The organism is Streptomyces sp. NPDC002958, assembly GCF_055563255.1.
Window position 1 is genome coordinate 24028 of the sequence record NZ_JBVHDS010000020.1, and the last position, 21224, is coordinate 45251.

At 68.4% G+C, this 21224-nt stretch carries 14 protein-coding genes and 3 pseudogenes; 10 read left to right on the top strand and 7 right to left on the bottom strand.

The window, feature by feature from the left end; genetic code table 11:
* The first annotated feature begins 8 nt into the window (after positions 1 to 8).
* Positions 9 to 203 (top strand): hypothetical protein, encoded by a 195-nt coding sequence (locus ACZ3IC_RS26455; protein ID WP_467419921.1) that lies wholly within the window; start codon positions 9 to 11, stop codon positions 201 to 203.
* A 187-nt stretch (positions 204 to 390) separates the two neighbouring features.
* Here ACZ3IC_RS26455 and ACZ3IC_RS26460 read toward each other — a convergent pair whose 3' ends face one another.
* On the bottom strand, positions 391 to 2478 hold the full coding sequence (locus tag ACZ3IC_RS26460; protein WP_467419923.1) for a SpoIIE family protein phosphatase: 2088 nt from the start codon (positions 2476 to 2478) through the stop codon (positions 391 to 393).
* 509 nt (positions 2479 to 2987) lie between these two features.
* On the opposite strand from ACZ3IC_RS26460, the gene ACZ3IC_RS26465 reads away from it, so the two are divergent.
* Complete coding sequence (locus tag ACZ3IC_RS26465; protein ID WP_467420045.1) at positions 2988 to 3209, top strand: hypothetical protein; 222 nt, start codon at positions 2988 to 2990, stop codon at positions 3207 to 3209.
* Positions 3210 to 4173: 964 nt separating this feature from the next.
* Positions 4174 to 4461, top strand: coding sequence for a hypothetical protein (locus ACZ3IC_RS26470; protein ID WP_467419925.1), 288 nt, complete (start codon positions 4174 to 4176; stop codon positions 4459 to 4461).
* 479 nt (positions 4462 to 4940) lie between these two features.
* Here ACZ3IC_RS26470 and kdpC read toward each other — a convergent pair whose 3' ends face one another.
* The 5 genes and pseudogenes from kdpC to ACZ3IC_RS26495 all read right to left on the bottom strand — a co-directional run bounded on the left by kdpC (position 4941) and on the right by ACZ3IC_RS26495 (position 12267).
* On the bottom strand, positions 4941 to 5570 hold the full coding sequence (gene kdpC, locus ACZ3IC_RS26475) for a potassium-transporting ATPase subunit KdpC (protein ID WP_467419928.1): 630 nt from the start codon (positions 5568 to 5570) through the stop codon (positions 4941 to 4943).
* 35 nt (positions 5571 to 5605) lie between these two features.
* Positions 5606 to 7732, bottom strand: a pseudogene (kdpB, locus tag ACZ3IC_RS26480) (potassium-transporting ATPase subunit KdpB).
* Entirely contained in the window at positions 7732 to 9396 is a 1665-nt protein-coding gene (gene kdpA / locus ACZ3IC_RS26485; protein WP_467419930.1) for a potassium-transporting ATPase subunit KdpA, read from the bottom strand. The pseudogene kdpB and the gene kdpA overlap by 1 nt, the downstream one beginning before the upstream one ends.
* Before the next feature lie 12 nt (positions 9397 to 9408).
* Complete coding sequence (gene kdpF, locus ACZ3IC_RS26490; protein WP_467419933.1) at positions 9409 to 9498, bottom strand: K(+)-transporting ATPase subunit F; 90 nt, start codon at positions 9496 to 9498, stop codon at positions 9409 to 9411.
* 249 nt (positions 9499 to 9747) lie between these two features.
* Positions 9748 to 12267: a sensor histidine kinase gene (locus tag ACZ3IC_RS26495; protein WP_467419934.1), complete on the bottom strand. Its 2520-nt coding sequence runs from the start codon at positions 12265 to 12267 to the stop codon at positions 9748 to 9750.
* A gap of 684 nt (positions 12268 to 12951) precedes the next feature.
* On the opposite strand from ACZ3IC_RS26495, the pseudogene ACZ3IC_RS26500 reads away from it, so the two are divergent.
* From ACZ3IC_RS26500 to ACZ3IC_RS26520, 5 genes and pseudogenes are all read left to right on the top strand, one after another.
* Positions 12952 to 13275, top strand: a pseudogene (locus ACZ3IC_RS26500) (nSTAND1 domain-containing NTPase); the annotation flags it as partial.
* 121 nt (positions 13276 to 13396) lie between these two features.
* A complete protein-coding gene (locus tag ACZ3IC_RS26505; protein WP_467419935.1) occupies positions 13397 to 15568 on the top strand; it encodes a WD40 repeat domain-containing protein in 2172 nt (723 codons plus the stop codon).
* Positions 15504 to 16283 carry a WD40 repeat domain-containing protein gene (locus ACZ3IC_RS26510; protein WP_467419937.1) on the top strand — a complete coding sequence of 260 codons (780 nt, stop codon included), beginning with the start codon at positions 15504 to 15506 and terminating at the stop codon, positions 16281 to 16283. Before ACZ3IC_RS26505 ends, ACZ3IC_RS26510 begins: the two co-directional genes overlap by 65 nt.
* 262 nt (positions 16284 to 16545) lie before the next feature.
* A pseudogene (locus tag ACZ3IC_RS26515) lies at positions 16546 to 16771 on the top strand (condensation domain-containing protein); the annotation flags it as partial.
* 42 nt (positions 16772 to 16813) lie between these two features.
* Positions 16814 to 17104, top strand: coding sequence for a phosphopantetheine-binding protein (locus ACZ3IC_RS26520; RefSeq protein ID WP_467420047.1), 291 nt, complete (start codon positions 16814 to 16816; stop codon positions 17102 to 17104).
* A gap of 301 nt (positions 17105 to 17405) precedes the next feature.
* On the opposite strand, the gene ACZ3IC_RS26525 is transcribed toward ACZ3IC_RS26520, so the two are convergent.
* The gene (locus tag ACZ3IC_RS26525; protein ID WP_467419940.1) at positions 17406 to 18689 is read right to left on the bottom strand and encodes a hypothetical protein; all 1284 of its coding nucleotides are present in this window, start codon (positions 18687 to 18689) and stop codon (positions 17406 to 17408) included.
* Between the two features lie 444 nt (positions 18690 to 19133).
* On the opposite strand from ACZ3IC_RS26525, the gene ACZ3IC_RS26530 reads away from it, so the two are divergent.
* Positions 19134 to 20159, top strand: a complete 1026-nt coding sequence (locus tag ACZ3IC_RS26530) for a DUF1259 domain-containing protein (protein WP_467419941.1) — start codon at positions 19134 to 19136, stop codon at positions 20157 to 20159.
* 577 nt (positions 20160 to 20736) lie between these two features.
* Positions 20737 to 21198, top strand: coding sequence for an archease (locus tag ACZ3IC_RS26535; protein WP_467419944.1), 462 nt, complete (start codon positions 20737 to 20739; stop codon positions 21196 to 21198).
* Positions 21199 to 21224 lie beyond the last annotated feature (26 nt).

Here is a 21224-nt window from a genome sequence, read left to right on the forward strand (position 1 = left end):
GCTCGGCGGTGGGTCGGCCGCAGCGGATCGGGGCCTTCGTGGCCCGGGTGAACCGCGAGGCCGAGGCCGGGGGCCTGCCGGAGCAGCGCGCCACGCTCGCCGCCCTCGGACACCAGCGAACCAGAAGCACCCGGCGCTCCACACCGTCCGGCCACCAGGTCGACTCACTGGTGGGACATCTCCCCCGCAGGTGGCTGCGATAGCGCGCAAGGTGGCCGACGCTGCCCGGAGGGCAGCGGAGAAGCAAGCTGCACTCCGGTTACCGGTCCAGCAGACCCGACAGCCCCGGATGCATCGACGAGCAGCATGAGGCAGTTGGCGGTGTGTCGCCTTGGCGGTCAGCTGGTTCGAACCGCCCTGCGCCAGGGCGCGGGCGGGATGCGCCAGTGATCACGGTCGGTGGGCGTGTGTGCGGGAGATGAGAAGGGAGACGTCGTCGTGGTTGTCCTGATGACGTAGCGCACCCAGGAGGTGGTCGCAGGTGGCTTCGAGTGTCCGTTGCGGCCCGGCGAGGAGGTCGAGGAGGGTGTTCAGGCGGGTGTCGATGGATTGATCGCGGGTTTCGACGAGGCCGTCGGTGTAGAGCAGCAGCTGATCGCCGGTGTCGAGCTGCAGCGTGGTCTGTTCGAACGCGGCGGCGCCGATGCCCAGCGGAATGCCGGTGGGCAGGTCAACAAGTTCGGACGGCCGGCCGGATCGGGTCAGGACAGGCGGTAGGTGGCCGGCGAGGGCAATGAGACATTGCATGCATCGCGGATCGTAGACGGCGTAGATGCAGGTGGCGAAGCCGGGGTCGAGGCCACCGGCGATGTGGTCGAGGTGCAGGAGGACCTGCGCGGGGTCGAGGTCGAGGTCGGCCAGGGTGCGGACGGCAGTACGGAGCTGTCCCATGGTCGCGGCAGCGTTGATGCCGCTGCCCATCACGTCGCCGATGACCAGGGCGGTCTTGTCGCCCGCCACGGGGATGGCGTCGAACCAGTCACCGCCGACCTCCGCGGAGGCGTGGGCGGGCTGGTAGCGGTAGGCGATGTCCAGGCCGATCGGCTGAGGCAGTCGACGGGTCATGAGATGGCGTTGCAGGGTCAGGGCGGTGCGGCGCTGGTTCTGGTACGAGCGGGCGTTGTCGATGCACACCGCAGCGCGGGCAGCCAGCTCACCGGCCAGAACGACATCGTCGGGGTCGAACGGCAGCGGATTGCGGGTGCGGCACAGGTCCATGGCGCCCAGGACTTCCCCGCGGGCGATCAGCGGCACGGCCAGGTAGGCGTGCAGGCCTGCCTGGGCCAGGAGGGCGACTCCCTGCGGCTTGGCGGCGATGTGCCGCAGGTCCTCACTGGTCACCCGATTCACCAGGACGGGGCGGCCGGTGGTCACACACTGGGTGATGAGACGGTCGGCATCGTAGGCGGCGAGATGCCCGGGCGGGTCGGCCGCGTAGACGGCATCGGTGGGATAGGCAGCGGTGACTGCCAGCGCCCGGAACAGGGTCGGCGCCCCAGGGGACACAGGGCCTGACTGCCGTTCGTCGAGGACCGCGTCGAGGATGTCGACGGCGGCCAGGTCGGCCAGCTCGGGCACCAGGACGTCGGCCAGCTCCCGGGCGGTTTGTTCCACATCCAAGGTGGTGCCCACCATCACCGAGGCCTGGGCAATGGTCGCCAGCCGCTTACGGGCATCGGCCGCCTCCAAGCCGGCGCGGTGCTGCTCGGTCACATCCACCACCGACGCCGCCACACCCAGGACCCGCCCGGCCGGATCCTCGAGCCGGTAGTACGACACCGACCGGGCAATGTCAGCGCCGGGAACGGTTGGTGAACGGCCCACGACGAACTGGTTGACCAGCGGTCTACCGGTGTCCAGAACCTGCCGCATCGTCGACGCGGCAGCCCCGGGATCGTCCAGAAACTGCAGGACCTCGCGGACGTCACGGCCGATGTGCTGGGCGGCCGACAGGCCGTTGAGACGCTCCAGTGCCGGGTTGACCATCACGTATCGCAGATCGGTGCCCAAGACCGCGAGGCCGATGGGGGACTGGGCCACCAGCCGCAGCGACAGCGCCAGATCCCGTTCCACGTCCCGCAAAGTGGCCTGATCGGTGGCGATACCCAGGGCGTATGACTGTCCGTGCTCGTCCATCAGCCGCGTGTTGCGGAATTCCACCAGCCGCGGACTGCCGTCCTTGTGCCGCACGGGAAGCACCCCGGCCCAGCTCTCGCCACTGCTCATCACCTGCGCGAACAGGTGCAGGACGAGATCGAAGTGCTCCGGGGCCACCAGCAGCTGGGCCGCGAACTGGCCCAGCGCTTGGTCCGCGGTCCAGCCGAACAGCTCCTCGGCCTGCGGACTCCACAACACGATCCGTCCCGCGCCGTCCAGCACCACTGCCGCCACACCCAGCACGTCCAGCAGCCCACTGGGCTCGGACGGGCCAGCCTCCACAGAGCCAGGGCCTTCCGGGAACGCTTCGGTGGCACCCACGAGGCACCTCTTCCCCAAAATGTTCGGCCGAGCTCGACTCTCCGTCGCCCTCTCACCGGGCCTCTTGTCCGCCTTCCATCCTCTCTCACCGCGCTACCGACCACCGCGCGAGAACCTGACGGGCGGAGCAAGACACACGAGGATCCGGCATGAAGGGAATCTCTCCGGCCAGTGGGGGTACGCCCTCAGCAAGTACAGCCGAGATGGCATCCAGGCTGCGCTCGCTGGGGTCGGACATGCGTTGATGCCATTCGGGTCGGCGAGCCAGCCGAGCCGTCGTCGCTGCTGGCGTGGTACCGGCGCGGCGCTCCGCTTTCGCGGGCCGGGCCTTGACCTCGCAGTGCACATTGCGCAGTGCGTGTCGATTCGGGACCCGGCGAACGAGCCGAAGGGTGCTCCCCGAGCCCGCAGTTCCACCACGGGAAACGTGGCGCGGGTTTATACCCCACGCTGCTTCCGGCCGCGCCCGTCCGGATGCATCCGGAGTGGTCCGGAGGGAGGCTGGAATGGTGGAGAAAAACCCGCCCGTGATCGTTCATCCGTTGGCGCCGACAGGCGGCAGGCGGGTGACGATCCGTGGCGAGCAGGTCGGCACTGCGTACGACCTGTTCGACGTGCTGGAATTCCTGCGCCGCGCGAATCTGCCGGAAGCCGATACCGCAGTCGACGATCCGCAGCTGATCGAATGGCGGGGCGGCGGCCCACAGGCATGGGGCGAGTCGCCGCCTTGAAGGTCCGGCACCCCGGGTCCTCGGCCAGCAACCACGCCATGGGCAGCGATCTGCATAACTCGTCGTTCCCGGACACAGCGCCTATTTGAGCTGCCGCCTCGACTGCCGCCTCGACGGCCCTGGTTACAGGGCGCGTGCTGCCGTCCACGGCGGCCTCTGCGGCGGGTGGTCACCAAGACCGTGCCCCCGGCCCGCGATGGAGGCCATACATCTCGCAGGTCTCCCGGCGCGGTCACGTCGTCCAGGACCACTAACCACCGTCGCTCGGTGCGCCCCAGCCAAGCTACGAACCGGGCGGCCGCCTGGTCGGCATCGGCCACCTTCCCGGGACAGACGTCCGCGGCCGCTTCCGCGTAGACGGCCACAATGGCCTGGCGAGTGATCGCCGGTACCCACACAAGCAGGGTCACCACAGGCTTGCGCCTGCCGGGCCAGGTGCGCGGCCAATTGCGTCTTGCCCACCCCGCCGAGTCCGGTCAGGACATGCGTCGTCACCGATACCTGTCCGGCGGCGAGGGTGTTGGGCAGCCCGGTTGTGACCCGCCGGTCGTGGAAGCAGTCTGCCGGCGGTGACACCGCCCCGACTTGGTGCGGCCACTCCACCTGGTGTGATGGCAGGAGGTAGGTGTTGTGCTGGACATTGCCGTCGCCGATCACCACGCCACGGGCGTGACGCAGATCGCGCGGGTCGGTGTACTCCCCGTACCTGTCCACGCGTCACGAGAACGAGTTGTGCTGGACGTTTGAGTGACCGACCCCCTGGACCGACTTCCTCAACGCCGGCAACAGCCGTCGCCGAAGCCGTGGCGCATGCCGCTATCGACCTGCTCACGCCTTGCGAGCCGACATGAGAGCACGGCTGGAGGGGTGAACGAGTCCGAGAACTGGATCACCACCACCCGGGCGGGGGTACATCAACACCGGTACCCGCAGTAAGCCTCGCTCAACACAAGGGAGACGAAATATGAAGAAGAGTTTCTCCTGCGCAGCGGCCGTGATCGGCCTGGTAGCCGGCATGAGCGCTGTCGCAGCGCCCTCGGCGATGGCGTCGGACATCATCATCGTCGATGAGAGCGGCCCGGGTGACGCCGTTGTCAGCCAGGTGAAGGATGCCCACCACGTCTACCAGTCCACGAACGACAAGAGCGTCAACACTGGTGACATCAACACGTTGATCAAGGAAAAGCTGCAGGACAGCCCTCTCACCTTCGAGGTCGAAGGAGCCGAGCAGGACCAGGGAGAGGAGAGCTGATCAGCTGGAACTCGGAAAGCCTTGAGGATTCACAAGGATCGAGAGGCATGACCTGCCGAACGGTAGGCGTGGCAATGGTTTCACGTGCAATCGTTCCGGCGCCCGCGGCGGGACTCGTGTGAGTGATGGCCTCGACTCCCGCCCGGAGTCGGGGCCATCGCGGCCGATGAAGGCGACACCCAGCGCCAGGACGCGCTCGCCGAGCCGATCGCGTGCACCAGGAAGGGGTCGGCTCGAATCCGGACACCTGCCGGTGTGCGTCGATCCCGGGCGTTGCTTCACCAGCGCCTGGACACGCACGCCTGTCTCGCTCACTCGCCGTGCCTGGCGCAAGCCATGGGCCCCCGCGAAAGCGGCGATCACGCCGCCGAACGCGGCGATCCCCGCAAGCACGACCACGGCCCCACGTCCACGTCACACCTCCGCGTCGGTGTATGTCCTCGCCTTGGCCGCCCTCGCATCGGCATCCCACATTCTGGTCAACTCAGCCTGGCCAGATCGTGGTTGAGTTCGACGACATTGACGCGTTTCTGACCCAGAAATCCGAGAACACGTCCCTGGACGTGATGGGCGACCAGCGTCTTGACCTCGACGGGGGCGAGGTCGCGGGCCTTCGCGACGCGGTCGACCTGTTCGTAGGCGTACGCCGGGGAGATCTCCGGGTCGAGCCCGGAGCCGCTGGCGGTGACGGCGTCCGCGGGGACGGACCCGGGAGCGACCCCGTCGAAGGTGGCGACCGCGGCCCGGCGGTCCCTGACGGCCTTGATCAGGTCGGTGTTGTTCGGGCCGAGGTTGGAGGCGCCGGAGTTCATGGGGTCGTAACCGCCGGCGGACGGACGAGGCTGGAACCACTTGGGGTCGGGGCGCAGCTGCTCCTGGGCGTCGTTGGGATTCTTCTTCGGCAGGGCGAAGTTCTGGCCGATCAGGCTGGAGGCCACCGGCGTGCCGTTCGTCGTCAGCAGGGAGCCGTTTGCCTGGTGGGAGAGGCCGGCCTGGGCGATGCCGGTGACGAGCAGCGGGTAGGCGATGCCAGTGATCACGGTGAACGCCAGCAGCATCCGCAAGGCAGCCAGATGGTGCTGAAGTACGGGGGGAAGGTCGGTTCGCACCGTTGGATCGCCTTCTTCTTCCGTCGGGCCGTCTGTCAGCGCAGACCGGGGATGAACTGGATGACGAGGTCGAGCAGCTTGATGCCCACGAAGGGCAGTACCAGACCGCCGAGCCCGTACATCCAGATGTTGCGGCTGAGCAGTTTCGCTGCGGAGGACGGCCGGTACCGCACGCCGCGCAGCGCGAGCGGGATCAGCGCGATGATGATCAGCGCGTTGAAGACGATCGCGGAGGCGATGGCCGAGGTAGGGCTGTGCAGGCGCATGATGTTGAGCTTGTCCAGGCCCGGGTAGACCATGGCGAACATCGCCGGGATGATCGCGAAGTACTTCGCCACGTCGTTGGCGATCGAGAAGGTCGTCAGCGCGCCGCGGGTCATCAGCAGCTGCTTGCCGATCTCGACGATCTAGATCAGCTTGGTCGGATTGGAGTCCAGGTCCACCATGTTCCCGGCCTCCTTTGCGGCCGAGGTACCGGTGTTCATCGCGACGCCGACATCCGCCTGGGCCAGCGCCGGGGCGTCGTTCGTACCGTCGCCCGTCATCGCGACCAGCTTGCCGCCCTCTTGTTCGCGCCGGATCAGGGCCATCTTGTCCTCGGGGGTGGCCTCGGCGAGGTAGTCGTCCACCCCTGCCTCCTGGGCGATGGCGCGCGCGGTCAGCGGGTTGTCGCCGGTGATCATGACGGTTTTGATGCCCATGCGGCGCAGTTCATCGAAGCGTTCACGCATGCCTTCCTTGACGACGTCCTTGAGGTGGATGACTCCGAGGACGCGGGCGCCGGGCGCGTCGCCGTGCCGGATCACCTCGCCGACGACCAGCGGGGTTCCGCCGCTCGCGGAGATCCCGTCGACGATGCCGCCGACCTCTGCGGTGGGGTGGCCGCCGTTGTCACGGACCCAGCGCATCACTGCCGTCGCGGCTCCCTTGCGCAATGACAGGTTCGCCTGAGGATCGTTGAGGTCGACACCACTCATCCGGCTCTGAGCGGTGAAGGGTACGAACCGTGCCCGGGCCAGTTCTCCTTCGCTGCGTCCGCGTAGCGCGTACTGCTGCTTGGCGAGGACGACGATCGAGCGACCCTCGGGCGTCTCGTCGGCGATCGACGACAGCTGGGAGGCGTCCGCGAGCTCCTCGACACTCACCCCGTCCGCCGGCAGGAACTCGGCGGCTTGGCGGTTGCCGAGGGTGATGGTGCCGGTCTTGTCGAGCAGGAGGGTATTGACGTCGCCCGCGGCCTCCACCGCGCGCCCGGACATCGCCAGCACGTTGCGCTGCACGAGCCGGTCCATGCCCGCGATGCCGATCGCCGACAGCAGCGCGCCGATCGTCGTAGGGATCAAGGCCACCACGAGGGCGACGAGGATGACGATGGTCTGCTCGGCCCCCGCGAAGATGGCGAAGGGCTGCAGGGTCGCCACCGCGATCAGAAACACGATCGTGAGGGATGCCAGCAGGATGTTGAGCGCGATCTCGTTCGGCGTCTTCTGCCGCGCGGCTCCCTCCACGAGGGCGATCATCCGGTCGATAAAGGTCTCCCCCGGCTTCGAGGTGATTTTCACGACGATCCGGTCCGAGAGCACCTTGGTGCCGCCGGTGACCGCCGACCGGTCGCCGCCCGACTCGCGGATCACCGGCGCCGACTCGCCCGTGATGGCCGATTCGTCGACGCTCGCGATGCCCTCGACCACATCGCCGTCGCCGGGGATCGCCTGCCCGGCCTCGACGACGACGTGATCTCCCGGACGGAGGTCGACGCCCGGAACCTCCTGCTCTGCGGCATCGGTCGCACCGGGCCGCCAGCCGCTGAGACGGCGGGCCATTGTCGTCGTCTTGGTGCGGCGCAGAGTCTCCGCCTGGGCCTTGCCGCGTCCCTCGGCCACGGCTTCGGCAATGTTGGCGAACACCGACGTCAGCCAGAGCCAAGCCGTGATCACCCAGGCGAAGACACTGGGCGCCCTGATGGCCGACAGCGTGGTCAGCACCGCCCCGACCTCCACCACGAACATGACGGGGTTGTGGACCATCGCGCGCGGATCCAGCTTGCGCAGGGCGTCGGGGAAGGACGCCAGAAGCTGCTTGGGATCGAGCAGTCCGCCCGAGACCCGGTTCTGCGAACCGGCGCGCCGCGGGGCGGGAGCGGGAGTGGTGGTCGTGGACATCAGTACAGACCCTCCGCAAGGGGGCCGAGTGCGAGCGCGGGAAAGTACGTCAGACCGACCACGATGAGGATCACTCCGGTCAACAGCCCGACGAACTGCGGCCGGTGAGTGGGCAGGGTGCCCGCGGTGACCGGAACGGGCTGCTGCCCGGCGAGCGAACCGGCGAGCGCCAGGACGAACACCATCGGCAGGAACCGGCCGACGAGCATGACCACACCAAGTGTGGTGTTGTACCAGACGGTATTCACGCTCAACCCTGCGAACGCCGAGCCGTTGTTGTTCGCAGCCGACGCGAAGGCGTACAGGACCTCGGAGAAGCCGTGCGGTCCGGAATTGAGCATGGCGGCCCTTTCACCCGGCAATGCCATCGCCAGCCCCGCGCCGACCAGCGCGAGTGCGGGCGTGGTCAGGATGTAGAGCGAGGCGAACTTCATCTCCCGGCCCCGGAGCTTCTTGCCCAGGTACTCGGGCGTACGACCGACCATCAGTCCGGCGACGAAGACCGCGACGATCGCCAGGATCAGGATCCCGTAGAGCCCGGAGCCGACGCCGCCGGGCGCGATCTCCCCCAGCATCATGTTGAAAATCGTCATTCCGCCGCCGCCCGGCGTGTACGAGTCATGGAAGGAGTTGACCGCTCCGCACGACGTAAGGGTGGTGGACACGGCGAACAGAGCCGAGGCCCAGATCCCGAACCGCGTCTCCTTGCCCTCCATCATTCCGCCGGCCGCGTGACCGGCCGTGCTGCTGACGCTGTGCAGCTCGTTGGCGGTCACGATGGCGACCGATGCGCCCCAGATCAATGCCATCACGGCAACAATCGCGTAGCCCTGTCGGTTGTCGCCGACCATCTTCCCGAAAGTCCGCGGCAGCGAGAACGCGATGAGCAGCAGAAGGTAGATCTCGATCAGGTTGGTGAACGCGTTGGGGTTCTCGAAGGGGTGTGCGGAATTCGCGTTGTAGAAACCACCGCCGTTGGTGCCCAGTTCCTTGATGGACTCCTGGGAGGCGACCGGGCCCCCGGTCAGGCCCTGGTGCCCACCTGCGATGGTGGTGATGTCGTGGATTCCATGGAAATTCTGAACGGAACCAGCGACCACCAGGACGATCGCGAAGACGAACGCAAGGGGCAACAGCACGCGAAGCACAATCCGTGTCAGGTCCACCCAGAAATTCCCGACGCGATCGGTCTTCTTCCTGCTGAAGCCACGGATCAGCGCGGCCACGACGGCAATACCCATGGCCGCGGAGACGAAGTTCTGTACCGCGAGACCCGCCATCTGGACCAGATGGCCCATGGTCGACTCGCCGGAATACGACTGCCAGTTGGTATTGGTGACGAAGGATACCGCGGTGTTGAACGACTGGTCCGTGGTGACCGGCTTCATTTCCAGGGACAGCAGGAGATGGTTCTGCAGGCGCAGAAATGCGTACAGGAACAGTACCGACACCGCGGAGAAGGCCAGGATGCTGCGCAGGTAGACCGACCACTTCTGGTCGGCGTCGCCGTTCACTCCGCCCGCCCGATAGATCAGGCGTTCGGCCCGCCAATGGCGATCGGTGGTCAGGACGCGGGCCATGTAGCCGCCCAGCGGGCGATGTGAGAGACCTAGCGCGACCACCAGGGCGAGTACTTGGAGCCATCCCGCGAGAGTGTCGTTCATCCGGACTTTCTCCTAGAACTTCTCGGGGAAGATCAGGCAGATGACCAGGTAGATCACGAGGCACACGGCAATGATCAAGCCGACGATGTTTTCCACGCTCACAGGCGTCCGACCCCCTTGGCGGCCAGGCCGATGAGGACGAACAGCAATACCGTGAGGCCGATGTACGCGACGTCCGACATGCGCGAGGCACCCCGCAGAGTCATCAGGGGAAGGCTTGTTCAGCCCTCCGGCGGGAATATGGGGCTGATCCGGCATACGAGATCGATGCATTTCTGACGCTATATCAGTTGACTTCGGGAATGCCCTGTCGCCCTGTGCGCCGATGGGATGACGGTGGATTACAGGGATTCACTCGGCACCGCCCGATGTCGCAGTCCCGCCGGGCGCGGAACTCGGAAGAGTGAGCATCACCGAGAAGGCGGGGCCCTCAGGGGTCGTCTCCAGGGTCCCGTCCATGGCCTCGGCCAGGTCGCGCGACAGCCGCAGAGCCAGGCTGTCGGCCCTGGTACCCGGAGCCCGGAAGGCCGAGCTGCTGAGTTCCGGACCCCGGACGGGCACGCCGTCCTCCACCCGGATCTTCACGCGGCCGGCCTGGACCTCGGCGGTGAAGACGGGCGGCCGGTCCGACGGGCTGTGACGCAATGCGTCGGCCCCCAGGCCGGTCAGGGCGCGGGTGAGGAGGGCGGCGTCGGCGATCACGTCGGGCAGTTGTTCCGGCAGGCGCAGAACGATCGAGTGGCCGCCTGGCCCGAGGTCGTCCAAGGCTGCGCCCAGCACCTCGTTGAGGTCGACCGGGCGGAGGTAGAGATCGAGTGCACCGGCGTGCAAACGACTCACATCGTCGAGATCGGTGACCAACTGCGCCGCACGGTGCACCGCCGCGTGGGCAGCGTCCAACAACTGCGCCTCCTCCGGGGCAGGTTCGTCGGCCCGTCGGCGCCGCAAACGCACGAGCGCAGCTTCGGCCGTGTGCAGCGGAGCGTGCAGATCACGGCCTGCCGCGAGAAGCAGGGATGCCCGTGTGCGTTCGGCTTCGGCGAAGGTGTCCGTGCCGCCGGAATGTCCGGCGGCCTGCCCTCGGGCATGGGCCAACCCCAGTTCGGCGGCGCATGCGGCGAGGACGCGTTGGTCCTCCGTGCTCAGTCCTGAGCCACGAGCAGCCAGCGTGAGATTGTCGTCGACGGGGCTTTCCACATCCGCCTCGTAGGGCTTTTCCGGCGGCCGCTCCCCGGCGCTGGCGACCACATACCAGCGAGGCACGAGGGAAGATTCCGGATCCCTTTCGAGCAGGCTGATCGCGCTGAGGCCGAAGTTCTCCCGGATCTGCTCCACCAGTGCCGTCAGATCCTGGCCACGCATCATGGCGGCGGCCAGGCGGCTCAACGCCCTCGCTTCCGATGTCGCGCGTACGGCCTGGTGCGTACGCTGCGCAGCCGTTCCCGCTGCTGTGCCGACGAGAGCGGCCGTGGCGATGAAGACCACGAGCGCGGTGATCTCGTCGGGGTTTTCAATGGCCAGCGAGTGCACCGGTGCGGTGAAGTAGTAATTGGCAAGCAGTGCTGCGGCAACGGCGGCGAACAGCGCGGGGTAGAGCCCGCCGACCAGGGCGACCACGACGACGGCGAGCAGATAGATCACCAGGTCGCTGGGGAGGCTGAGGTGGCCGCGGAGCGCGGTCAGCAGGAGCGTCAGTACGGGCAGCAGCATCACGGCGCCGGCCAGCGCGGCCCAGTACCGTCTTGGGCCCGTGCCACGGCTCGGATGCGGAAGCCTCAGCACGGCCGACCCTGCTGCCTCCTCATGGGTGACGATGTGCACGTCAATGGGGCCGGACCCCTTGATGGCCCGCTCTCCCACACCTGCTCTCAGGAGGGAGGCGAGACGGCCGTGCCGGCTCGCGCCCAGCACGATCTGGGTGACGTTCTCCGCCTCGGCGAACTGGAGCAGGGCGTCGACAACGTCCTCGCCGGTGGTCTGGTGGTAGCTGCCGCCGAGCGATTCCAGAAGGGTGCGCTGGGCGTCCAGCACCGCCGGGTCGGCACCGGCGAGCCCGTCCTCCGGGACCACGTGGAGGGCCATCAACTCGGTTCCGGGGGTACGAGCGCTGATCCGCGCGGCACGGCGGATGAGGGTCTCGCCCTCCGGCCCGCCGCTCAGGGACACCAGGATGCGCTCCCGGGTCTCCCAGGGAGCGACAATGCCGTGTTCCGCGCGGTATCGCTGCAACCCCTCCTCCACCCGGTCGGCGAGCCACAGCAGGGCGATCTCGCGCAGGGCGGTGAGGTTACCGACCCGGAAGTAGTGAGTGAGGGCGGACTCGATGCGGTCCGGTGGATAGATGTCGCCATGGACCATGCGGCGGCGGAGCACCTCCGGTGGCAGGTCGACCAGTTCGATCTGGTCGGCCCGGCGGGCGACCTCGTCGGGCAGGGTCTCCCGCTGTGTGACCCCCGTGATCTGCCGTACCACGTCGTTGAGGGATTCCAGGTGCTGGACGTTGAGCGTGGTGACTACATCGATGCCGACGTCCAGGAGCTCCTCCACGTCCTGCCATCGCTTGGCGTTTCGAGCCCCCGGAACGTTGGAGTGAGCCAGCTCGTCGACCAGCGCGACCTGAGGACGGCGGGCCAGCACCGCGTCGAGATCCATCTCGGTGAAGAGCGCACCGCGGTGGCTCAGCGTGCGGCGGGCCAACATCTCCAGACCGTCGGCCATGGCCACGATCGGCCGACGCCCGTGCGGCTCGACGAAGCCGACGACCACGTCCGCGCCCCGTGAACGCAGCCGCTGCCCCTCGGCGAGCATGGCATACGTCTTCCCGACCCCGGGGGCGGCCCCGAGGTAGATCCGCAACCGTCCACGTGCCACCGGCGGCTCCTGCCCAGGTCACCCCATGTCGTGCTCGCGCCCTTCCATGGTGCGCGCCTCGAAGCCGATCCACTCGACGACAGCGTCCCGGATCCCCTTGGGTTGGTTGATACAGCAATGATCAATACTTCCTCGTGCAGATTTGGCGGATAGCCACCGGCGTCAAAGCTGGGTGAAAAGGCTGCGGGGCCGACATGATGAGCCGGCCCCGCAACTTGACTTCTTCCGGGCGGGGGACAAGGTGAAGTGCCCGCGCCGACCGAGGTGGGCCGGGTTCTGGCGCACTGCCCGGGCGGATCCGGCCATGCGCTGCCACGACGGCCCGGCCCGCAACAGGGAACCGGCCTGGACCACAGCAGGGGCATGCGGACTGCGCGCACGCACCGGCTGACACCGCCGAGCCCGCCGGGCGGGGTCCATCGCCGGGGCCACGCACGCCCCCACTGCACAGCCCGTTTCCGGCGAGCCCGGCAGGGGCCGAACCTGCACCGCCGTCGAGCACCGTCGTGGCGCGGATGGGACTGGTCGGGCTGGGGGTGCTTGCCGGTGCCGGAGCATTCGCCGGGGTCTTGGATCCGCAGCAGCTCGCGCCGGGCGCGTACGGGATGCGGGCGTTGCTGAACACACGACTGCGTAGTCACGACGACGTGCAGGGCGCCGCAATAGCGGACGGGTGGTCCCGGCGTGCCCGTCACCCAGTGCCAGGACACGGAGGAGCGTGAGCTGTTCGTCCGCGCCTTGGCCGGGGCGGGCTGCGACGGCCCGCGCATCGTGCTCGGCCTGCGCGCCGACTTCTACGATCAGGGCCTGAACGACTCACGGCTTGCCCGGATCGTCAAGTCCGGGCAATTCACCGTCGCCGCCATGTCCGACGAAGAACTGCGAGCGGCCGTCGAACGGCCTGCGGAACATGTCGGGCTGCGCCTGGAGGACGGGCTGTCCGACCACATCCTGCGCGAACTGCGCCAGGAGCGAGTCACCGAGGGCGACGCGGTCGCGCTGCCGTTCCTCGCCCACGCCCTGCGGCAGACCTGGGCCGGGCGCCGCGGTACCACGCTGACCTACGCCGTACCAGGCGGCGGGCGGGATCCGCACCTCCGTCGCCCGGACCGCCGACGAGGTCTACGACGTGCTCGGCGCCGACGACCGGAGCCGGCTGCGGGAACTGCTGCTGCGCTTGGTCCTGGTCGTCGACGACGGCGGCCGTACGGTGCGCCGTCGCGTCCCCGCGCGGGAACTCAACCAGGCCGCCGATCTGCTCGGACGGCTGGCTGCGGCCCGTCTCGTCGTCGTCGACCAGGACGAGGCGCAACTGTGCCACGACTCCCTGCTCAATGCCTGGCCACGGCTGCGGGACTGGATCGCGGAGGACCGGGCCGGACTACTCGCACGTCGAAGGCTCGGTGAAGCGGCCGACGGCTGGCACGAAGCGGGACGCCCGCAGAGCGGCCTGTACGGGGGCGATCAGCTGGCGTCGGCGCGCACCCAGCTCGCCGGAAGCGGCGGCACGCTGCCCATGCGTCCCGTCGAACGGGAGTTCCTCCGCGCGAGCGGTCGCGCGGAGCGCCGCACGAGGAACCTGCGCCGGGCCGCGGTCTCCGTCGTAACTGTGCTGGCCCTGCTCGCCACGACACTGGCCGTGTTGGCGCGCGGCGCGCAGCGGGACGCGGAAGGCCGCGAGACCGTCCTGCTCGCCAACCAGGTGGCAGCGCGGGCGGACGCCATGCGCGAACGCGATCCGCAGACCGCGTTGCGGCTCAGCCTGGCGGCGTACCGGGCGGCAGAGACGCCTGCCAGCCGGTCGAGCCTCTACGCGGCCTATATGACGGAGACGCCGGTGGAAGTCTCGGGCGGGCATCGCGAGCCGGTGCTCAACATCGCGTTCAGCCAGGACGGGGATGTGCTGGCGACCAGCCAGCGCCGCGGGCGGGTGCAGTTGTGGGACGTCTCCCGCCGGAATGTGCCCGAGAAGGCAGCGACATTGAAGCTGAAGGGCAGCGCGGCCATCGCCTTCCACCCGCGCACCCGTCTACTGGCGGCGCAGACGGCCACGGAGCTCGCCCTGTGGGACGTCACCGATCCCCAGCAGCCCGTGCGGCTCGCCGCGCGAAACATCCCCCAAGGCACCACGTACGCCCTGCGGTTCGCTCCGGACGGCCGCACGCTGGCGGCAGGCAGCGCCAAGGGGCGTCTGCGGCTGTGGGACGTGTCGAAGCCCTCGGCGCCGCTGCTGCGGACGGATCGCTCGGTGGCTTCTGCCGCGCTGATCTCGCTGGCGTTCCGCCACGACGGCCTGTTGGTCACGGGCAACGGCATCAGCGGGAAAGGCGCGGCGGAGCGGCCGACGGAGGTGCGGTTGTGGGACGCGCGCGATCCGGCGCGGACACGGTTGCTGGACACCGCCACGGCCCCCTCGGTGATGGCGGTCGCCGCCCACCCGACGCGGGATTTGCTGGTCGCGACCGGTGCGGAAGGGAGGATGGTCTGGTGGACGGTGGAGGACGGCCGCCGGCTCAAGGGCATCGAGCCCGAGGACGAGTGGGGCAGCGCATGGGGATATGGCGGTGACCTGCCCTCGCTGAGCTTCCGTCCGGACGGGGAACGGCTCGCCGCCGCGTACAACGGGGCCGAGGGAGGCGCCCGGCTCCGAGAGACGGTCGCAATCGGTGCGGAGTTGTTCGGATCCCAGGCGGATCTGGGGCCGGTCCACGGAGGCGAGCCGTCCCAGTCGGTGGCCTACAGCCCCGACGGACGCCATCTCGCCGTGGGTGACATGGGAGGCAAGGTATTCGTCTGGCCGCAGCGTGCTCCCGCACCCCGGCTCCTCGGGGCCATGACTGACGGGGACCCGGGCACCAGTCCGATCAGCGGCGACGGCACGCTCATGGTTGCCACGGGCACGGAGACCACCCAGGTCTGGGACCTCCGCAGCGCGGATACAGCCGAAGGGACCGATCCGCCTCTGCGGTTCGCGCTGCCCAAGCCGTGGGAGGCCCGCTACTTCCTCCCGGGGACCAACCATCCGGTGTTGCTGGCGCACCGATGGACGGAGGGCACACAGGACCATGCGTTCCGGCTGTGGGGACGGGAGGAGACCTCCGGTGCCGGGAACAGAGATCCCGGTCAAGGCCCTGGACGTGCGCACGGCGGTGTCCGCGGACGGCAGCCTCCTGGTCCTCGGCGGCTGGGCCACCGGCACGGTGCAGGTGTGGGACATACGCGACGTCCGCCGCCCGGTGCGGCGCGCAACGCTCCCCGCAGAGCCGGTCGCCGAGTGGGAGAGCCTGTTCTTCCTGGGTGACCGGGGGCTCGCGATCGTGGACCGGGGCGAACCGGGGCGGGGCAGGCCGATGGACGTGCGCATCTGGGACCTCACCGACCCCGCCAAGCCGGTCAAGGGCCGCCTCCTCAAGGACGCGGCCATGGGGCAGGCAGCGTACGTGCCCTCGACGCGGCTGCTGATGCACGACGCTCCCGCCCAGCGGACCCAGCTCTGGGACATGCGAGACATCCGCCGCCCCCGGAAGGCGGCCCTGCTGCACGCCGCGTCCGGCGGCTATCAGCCGGTCGGGAAAGGCGTCCTGGCAACGACGCTCACCGACGGAACCGTGAAGTTCTGGGACGTGAGCGACCCGTACAAGCCCCGGGACATGGAGGAGATGCGCTTTGATCGGGCCCTCACCGACATCAGGCCGTCGCCGGACCATAGGTGGGTCCTGACGGGCGACCCCTACCGCATCTGGGCGGCAGAGAAGGACGGCAGATGGCGTACACCGGCCATCGCCACCGTGGAAGGCGTGAAGGACCTGAGGCTGCTGCCCGACAGCAGCCCGTTCATGGCCGTGGTCCCGGACGACGACCCGGAAAGGCGGCACTCGAGGGATCTCACCTACCTGATCGACTTCGACACCGACCGGATCTACGACCGGCTGTGCAGCACCCACCCCCTCAGCGTCGAGAAGAAGCAGTGGAAGGCGCTGCTCCCGCACCTGGACCACCAGCAGTCCTGCGACTGACGCGCATCACGCCGCAGCCCATTCCCCCGTTCCCCATGCCCCCACAGAGATCCCCGGCCCCTTCGGCGCCGTGCGCGGCAGAGACGGCTGTCGGTGGTGATCGCATGCCGGTCGCGCTACCAGCCGCCGGGGGCACGACCGGGCCGGCAACTCACTGTTCACCGCCCGGGTACAGAAGTTCACCACAAGCAGACGAATACCTCGTCTACGACCACCTCCCCCTCCCCCATCGTGGCCACTTCCCCTCTACAACTCGGACCGGGTTGGCCTCTACCTCGACACCGTGTCCGTACGCCTGGACCTCGGCGCCGGACTTCCCGGCGCCGCTGCACCGGGCGCGGGACAGCAGTACGGCGGCGTACGAACACCGCGGCGTCCCCTTCGACGACCTGGTCACCGCGCTCAACCCGCGGCGCGACCCGAGCCGCAACCCGCTCTTCCAGGTGATGGTGGAGTACGAGAACGAAGGGCGTGTGGAATTCGACCCGCGAACCCACCACACCGCTGGAGAAGGCGCTGCACGATCTGTGGTGCGACGAACTCGACCTGAGCCGCGCTTGGGGGGCCACTCCTTCTTCGAGCCGGGCGGCCACTCCCTGAGCGCGATCCGGTTGGTGAACCGCATGGCGGCAGAGCCGGGCCAGGCCCTGCCCATGGCCGACTTCTTCCGCACCCCCACGATCCCAGGCATCGCAGCGGGGCTCGAACAGCCCAGCACAGCGGCCCCGGCCCCGTCCGTGCAGGCCCCCGCCACCGGCGAGGTGCAGGACACCGTGCCGATGACGGCCACGGCGTTCCGGTCCCCGCCCGTACGAGAGTGAAGGGGCAGGTAGGTCAGGCCGCGAGGTCCGGTACGCGGACCGGTTCACCCTCCCACCGCTTCGGAGCGTGGTGGCGTTGATCGCTCCGTCGCGGCGGTCGGGTGTGAACCGCGCCGCGTACCGGCTGTGGGCCGCCGCCCGCAGCCAGTACGCGTACCCGGCCCCCGGTGCGTCGATGGTGTCGATGCCGACACCAAAAGCTCCCGACGGACCGGTGCAAAGATCCACGTGCACAGGGACAACCTCGTAAGCCGTTGTCGCCACGGCCTCGCCGTCACGGCCATGGCCAGGACGGCGGCTGTCAGAGGTGGATGCGGTAGACGCGCCTGGTGTCTTCGTGTTCGGCGAGGCCCCAGAGGGAGCCTCCCCTGGCCCGTGGCTGGTAGCTGAGATCTTCCGGCCCCAGGGTGAGCCTGCCGCGCGGCGCGGTCATCTTATTGCCCCGGGGCCACTGCAGCCACAGACTTCCCTGCTTCGGCCCGTCCTTGGGCTTATCTGGGTCCACAGGGGCATTGGCCGAGTAGTAGGTCTGGTCACCGACACAGATCGCGCCCTGCACCCTGGGGATGCGCAGCGGCCAGGTGGAGACGGCCCGCTCGGCAGCGATGTAGCCGGCACTGTTCAGATTCCAGCGCACAGCCACGCCGTCGGGACTCGTCTCGAAGTACTCGCTGACGACGAGCGACTGCGTGGCCCCCTGGGTGCGGTCCAGAGACACCTGGGAGTACGCCAGGTCGGCCGACCAACTGGCCGGCCGGTACACATGATGCAGGGGCATGACATACCGGTAGCCGTGCGCGTAGTACTTCTTGTCCCCGGCGTGATAGCCGCACCAGTTTTTGGCGTGCTCCCGGGTTTTCTCCGTCGACCCACGCGACACCTTGAGCATCCTGGTGGTGTCGAAGACATACAGGCCCCGGTTCCTGTCCGCCACGTACAGCCACTTCCCTACCCAGGCGATACCCCCGGCGTGGAGAGTGGTGACCTTGAAACTGAAGGGCTCGCCCGACTCCTTGGTCGGCTCGACCAGCAGGACGTGGTCGTACCGCGGGCGGCTCGACGACCGGGTGCGGGTGACGTCGATGACGGACACCTTGGCCCCCTGGTTCCCGACCGTCTGCTTGTCGTACCAGGAGACGAGGGCGACCTGCTTTCCCCCACGCCCCGGCACGGAGCCGCCATAGGCGTCGTGGCTCGTGGTGATGCCCTGTGGGTACCACCGCTTACCGCGGGCGTCCTCGCGGTACTTGGACCTCGCGTCCCACCCAAAGGCGAAGTCGAATCGGTCTGGCTTCGGGGCGGAACCCGGGCCGTCGCGCCAGTCACCGGGCGCCGAAGCGCGCCGCTCGGCCCGCTCGAGCACATCGTCGACGAGGTCGGCCACACCAAGCCGCTGCCTCGTGATCAGCCCCTGCGTTGCGGCTGCCCACGTCGTGCCGGTCGGCGCGCCGTCACGGTCGTACATCCTCAGCCCATACTCCGGCTCCGCCGCCCGCGCCACGGACGGTACGAGCAACCCACCGGCCGTCACCGCGAGGGGAACAGCGGCGATACCCTTCAATAACGCTCTGCGTGTGGTGTCCATGCCGAGCGACGGTAAGGGCGAACCGGCCGTTCCGGCCCTGCCTGCCCTGTCCGGGACATGTCCGGGACGTACAGCGCTGGCGCCCTGGGGTCCCTGCCGTCCGCTCGTCGCCCGCGGCCTGGAGAGACTGCGTGCCGGCCGGGGCACAAGCGGTTGCCGTGCCGGTCGAGCCGGTAGGCGGCGAAGTGGTCGGCGTTGGTGTCGACGCCGATCACGCCCCGGGCGCGGGCGGCCTCCGATGGGATGTTCTGTTCTGCACGACGGGGCGTTGCGTGGTCGTCCACCGCGGCGCCCGCGGCGGACTTCAACCGCACAATTCAGTGGGGCTGTGAAGCATCCAGAACCCGGAATAGCCCTTTTGAAGCAACACGCGAGCCACGCTTCTCGGTACAGACACTTCCTGTAAACCTCCGTGCTCTTATTATCCACGGAGGTGAAGACCTGATGAACGAACTTCCCCAGGGCGACACATACCACAGGCTGTCATCGGCGCCGGCACGGCGACGCATGCTGAAAGCTGCTGTGCTGGCGCCCACGCTGACCGGGCTGGGAGCACATGGTGCGCAGGCTGGGACGGTATGGCCGACCAATGCGCCCCAGCACAATTTGGTCCAACCTGTCCCCACGACCGAGGCGTACTGGCAGCCGGTCGCAAAAGTGCTGGGTCGGGCCGGCAGTCTCTTGCGCGGAACCGTCTACCGCACCCGATTCCCCCGGGGCGACCTGCATGTCGTCTCCCACCGTGTGACCGTCTCACCCGGCCTCGCTCTGAGTTCCCACATTGCCTTTCTCCGCTATTCCGACGGCAGCGTGATGACCATGGGCGATTTGACCCTCGCCGAGCACGAACTGCAACACGTGAGCGATGCCCTGCAGGCACACGGAATCGAGCAGACCGCTCTGCACAAGCACCTGCTCGCGCACAGCCCCGATGTCTGGTGGGCCCACTTCCACGGCCACGGCCATGATCCGGTGCGGCTCGCTCGCGGGCTGCGCACGGCAATGGACCTGACCGCGAGCCCGCCCGCCACGCGCCCGACACAGCCTGCTCCGGTGGATCTGGACACTGCCGGGATCGATGCCGCGCTGGGCGTCAAGGGCTCCAACGACGGTGGAACGTACAAATCCGTATTCATGCGACGCGAGACCATCACAGACAACGGCATGGTGCTTCCCCCGGGCTTGGGCTCGACCACTGCCTTCAACTTTCAACCACTTGGTGGCGGCCAGGCAGCGCTCAGCGGCGACTTTGCCGTGATCGCCGACGAGGTTCAAGGCGTTCTGAAAGTACTGCGGCGGGGTGGTATCAACCTCGTAGAACTGCACAATCACGGACTGCGCGACAAACCGCGCCTCTTCTACATTCACCTCTGGGCCGTAGGTGACGCTGTGCGACTGGCAAAAGCTCTGCGTCCCGCGGTGGTCATCACCAATGTCGCGCCGGCCGACTCGGAACGGGACCCGTCGTGACGCCGTAGCTCTCTCCACGCAGCGTGACCGGCGCGAAACATCTCGTTGCCCGTTCATCCGATGGCTGTGGTGCTCCCGGTGCGGGAAATCGGGAGCACAGTAAACAATATTTCCCCTGATCAAATGCGCGACAGGTCAACCATTTGAACGTACGCTGCGGCACGGCTGCGCCACAGCGGCGAGCCACACAGGAAGGCAGCCCTGGGTGGCCGGATCGGGAACGCCCACGGGCTCTCGTGTCCGGCGCCCTCCGCCGCGCATGCCACCGTGGCCACGTCGCGGGCCGGTGTCGTACTGCTTCAACTGCCGAAGGCCGAGACCGCGCGAGACCCCGGCAGGCGTGCGCTCCTTCACGGGGGCGGCGAGACAACTACCGTATGTTTACTGTCGATTGCCTGCGGTCAACAGGCGCAGGCGGGGGAAAGACTGGCGAATAGCCATGCCGACGCATGGTCGCGCGTCGCGCAGGTTGCCCCGGAGCGGTGCACGGGACGACTCTGGAGGAGGCGGCATGGCCTGAGGCTCGGGGAACTCGGCATCAGGCTGTGCATCCGGAGACGATGGAGAGGTGCCGACCGTGGACGGTCGGGAACCTGTGGGAAAGCAGCCCGGCGCGAGTGGCCACTGGGCTGTGCCGCACACCGCGGACATACAGGTGGAGGCGTGGTCACCGACGCCCGAGGGCTGCATCGGCGAGGCTGTACACGCGATGCTGGAAGGCTTCGCCGACACGTCCGGGGCCACAGTCGTCGGGGAACGCGAATACACGGTCACGGCCGAGTCCGACGAGGCTCTCCTGGTGTCCGTCCTGGAGGAGGTCGTCTACCGGATGGATGCCGACGGTGAGATCCCGCTCGATGTGGAGGTGGGGGCGATCCGGTCGGCGGGGGACGGCCGGGGCCTGTGCGTCCGCTTCCGTATGGCCGATGCCGACACCGCCGTGGCAGTCGGTGCGGTACCGAAGGCCGTTTCGCTGCACGACCTGCAATTGCGGGGCGGGCCTGGCGGCTGGACCTGCCGGGTGACCCTCGACGTCTGAGTGCAGGGCAGGGGAAGGGAAAGGAT

Coding starts and splice junctions, on each gene's coding strand:
- ACZ3IC_RS26470 (WP_467419925.1), top strand. CDS start 4,174: ATGAAGAAGAGTTTCTCCTGCGCAGCGGCCGTGATCGGCCTGGTAGCC.
- kdpA (WP_467419930.1), bottom strand. CDS start 9,396: ATGAACGACACTCTCGCGGGATGGCTCCAAGTACTCGCCCTGGTGGTC.
- ACZ3IC_RS26525 (WP_467419940.1), bottom strand. CDS start 18,689: ATGGACACCACACGCAGAGCGTTATTGAAGGGTATCGCCGCTGTTCCC.
- ACZ3IC_RS26530 (WP_467419941.1), top strand. CDS start 19,134: ATGAACGAACTTCCCCAGGGCGACACATACCACAGGCTGTCATCGGCG.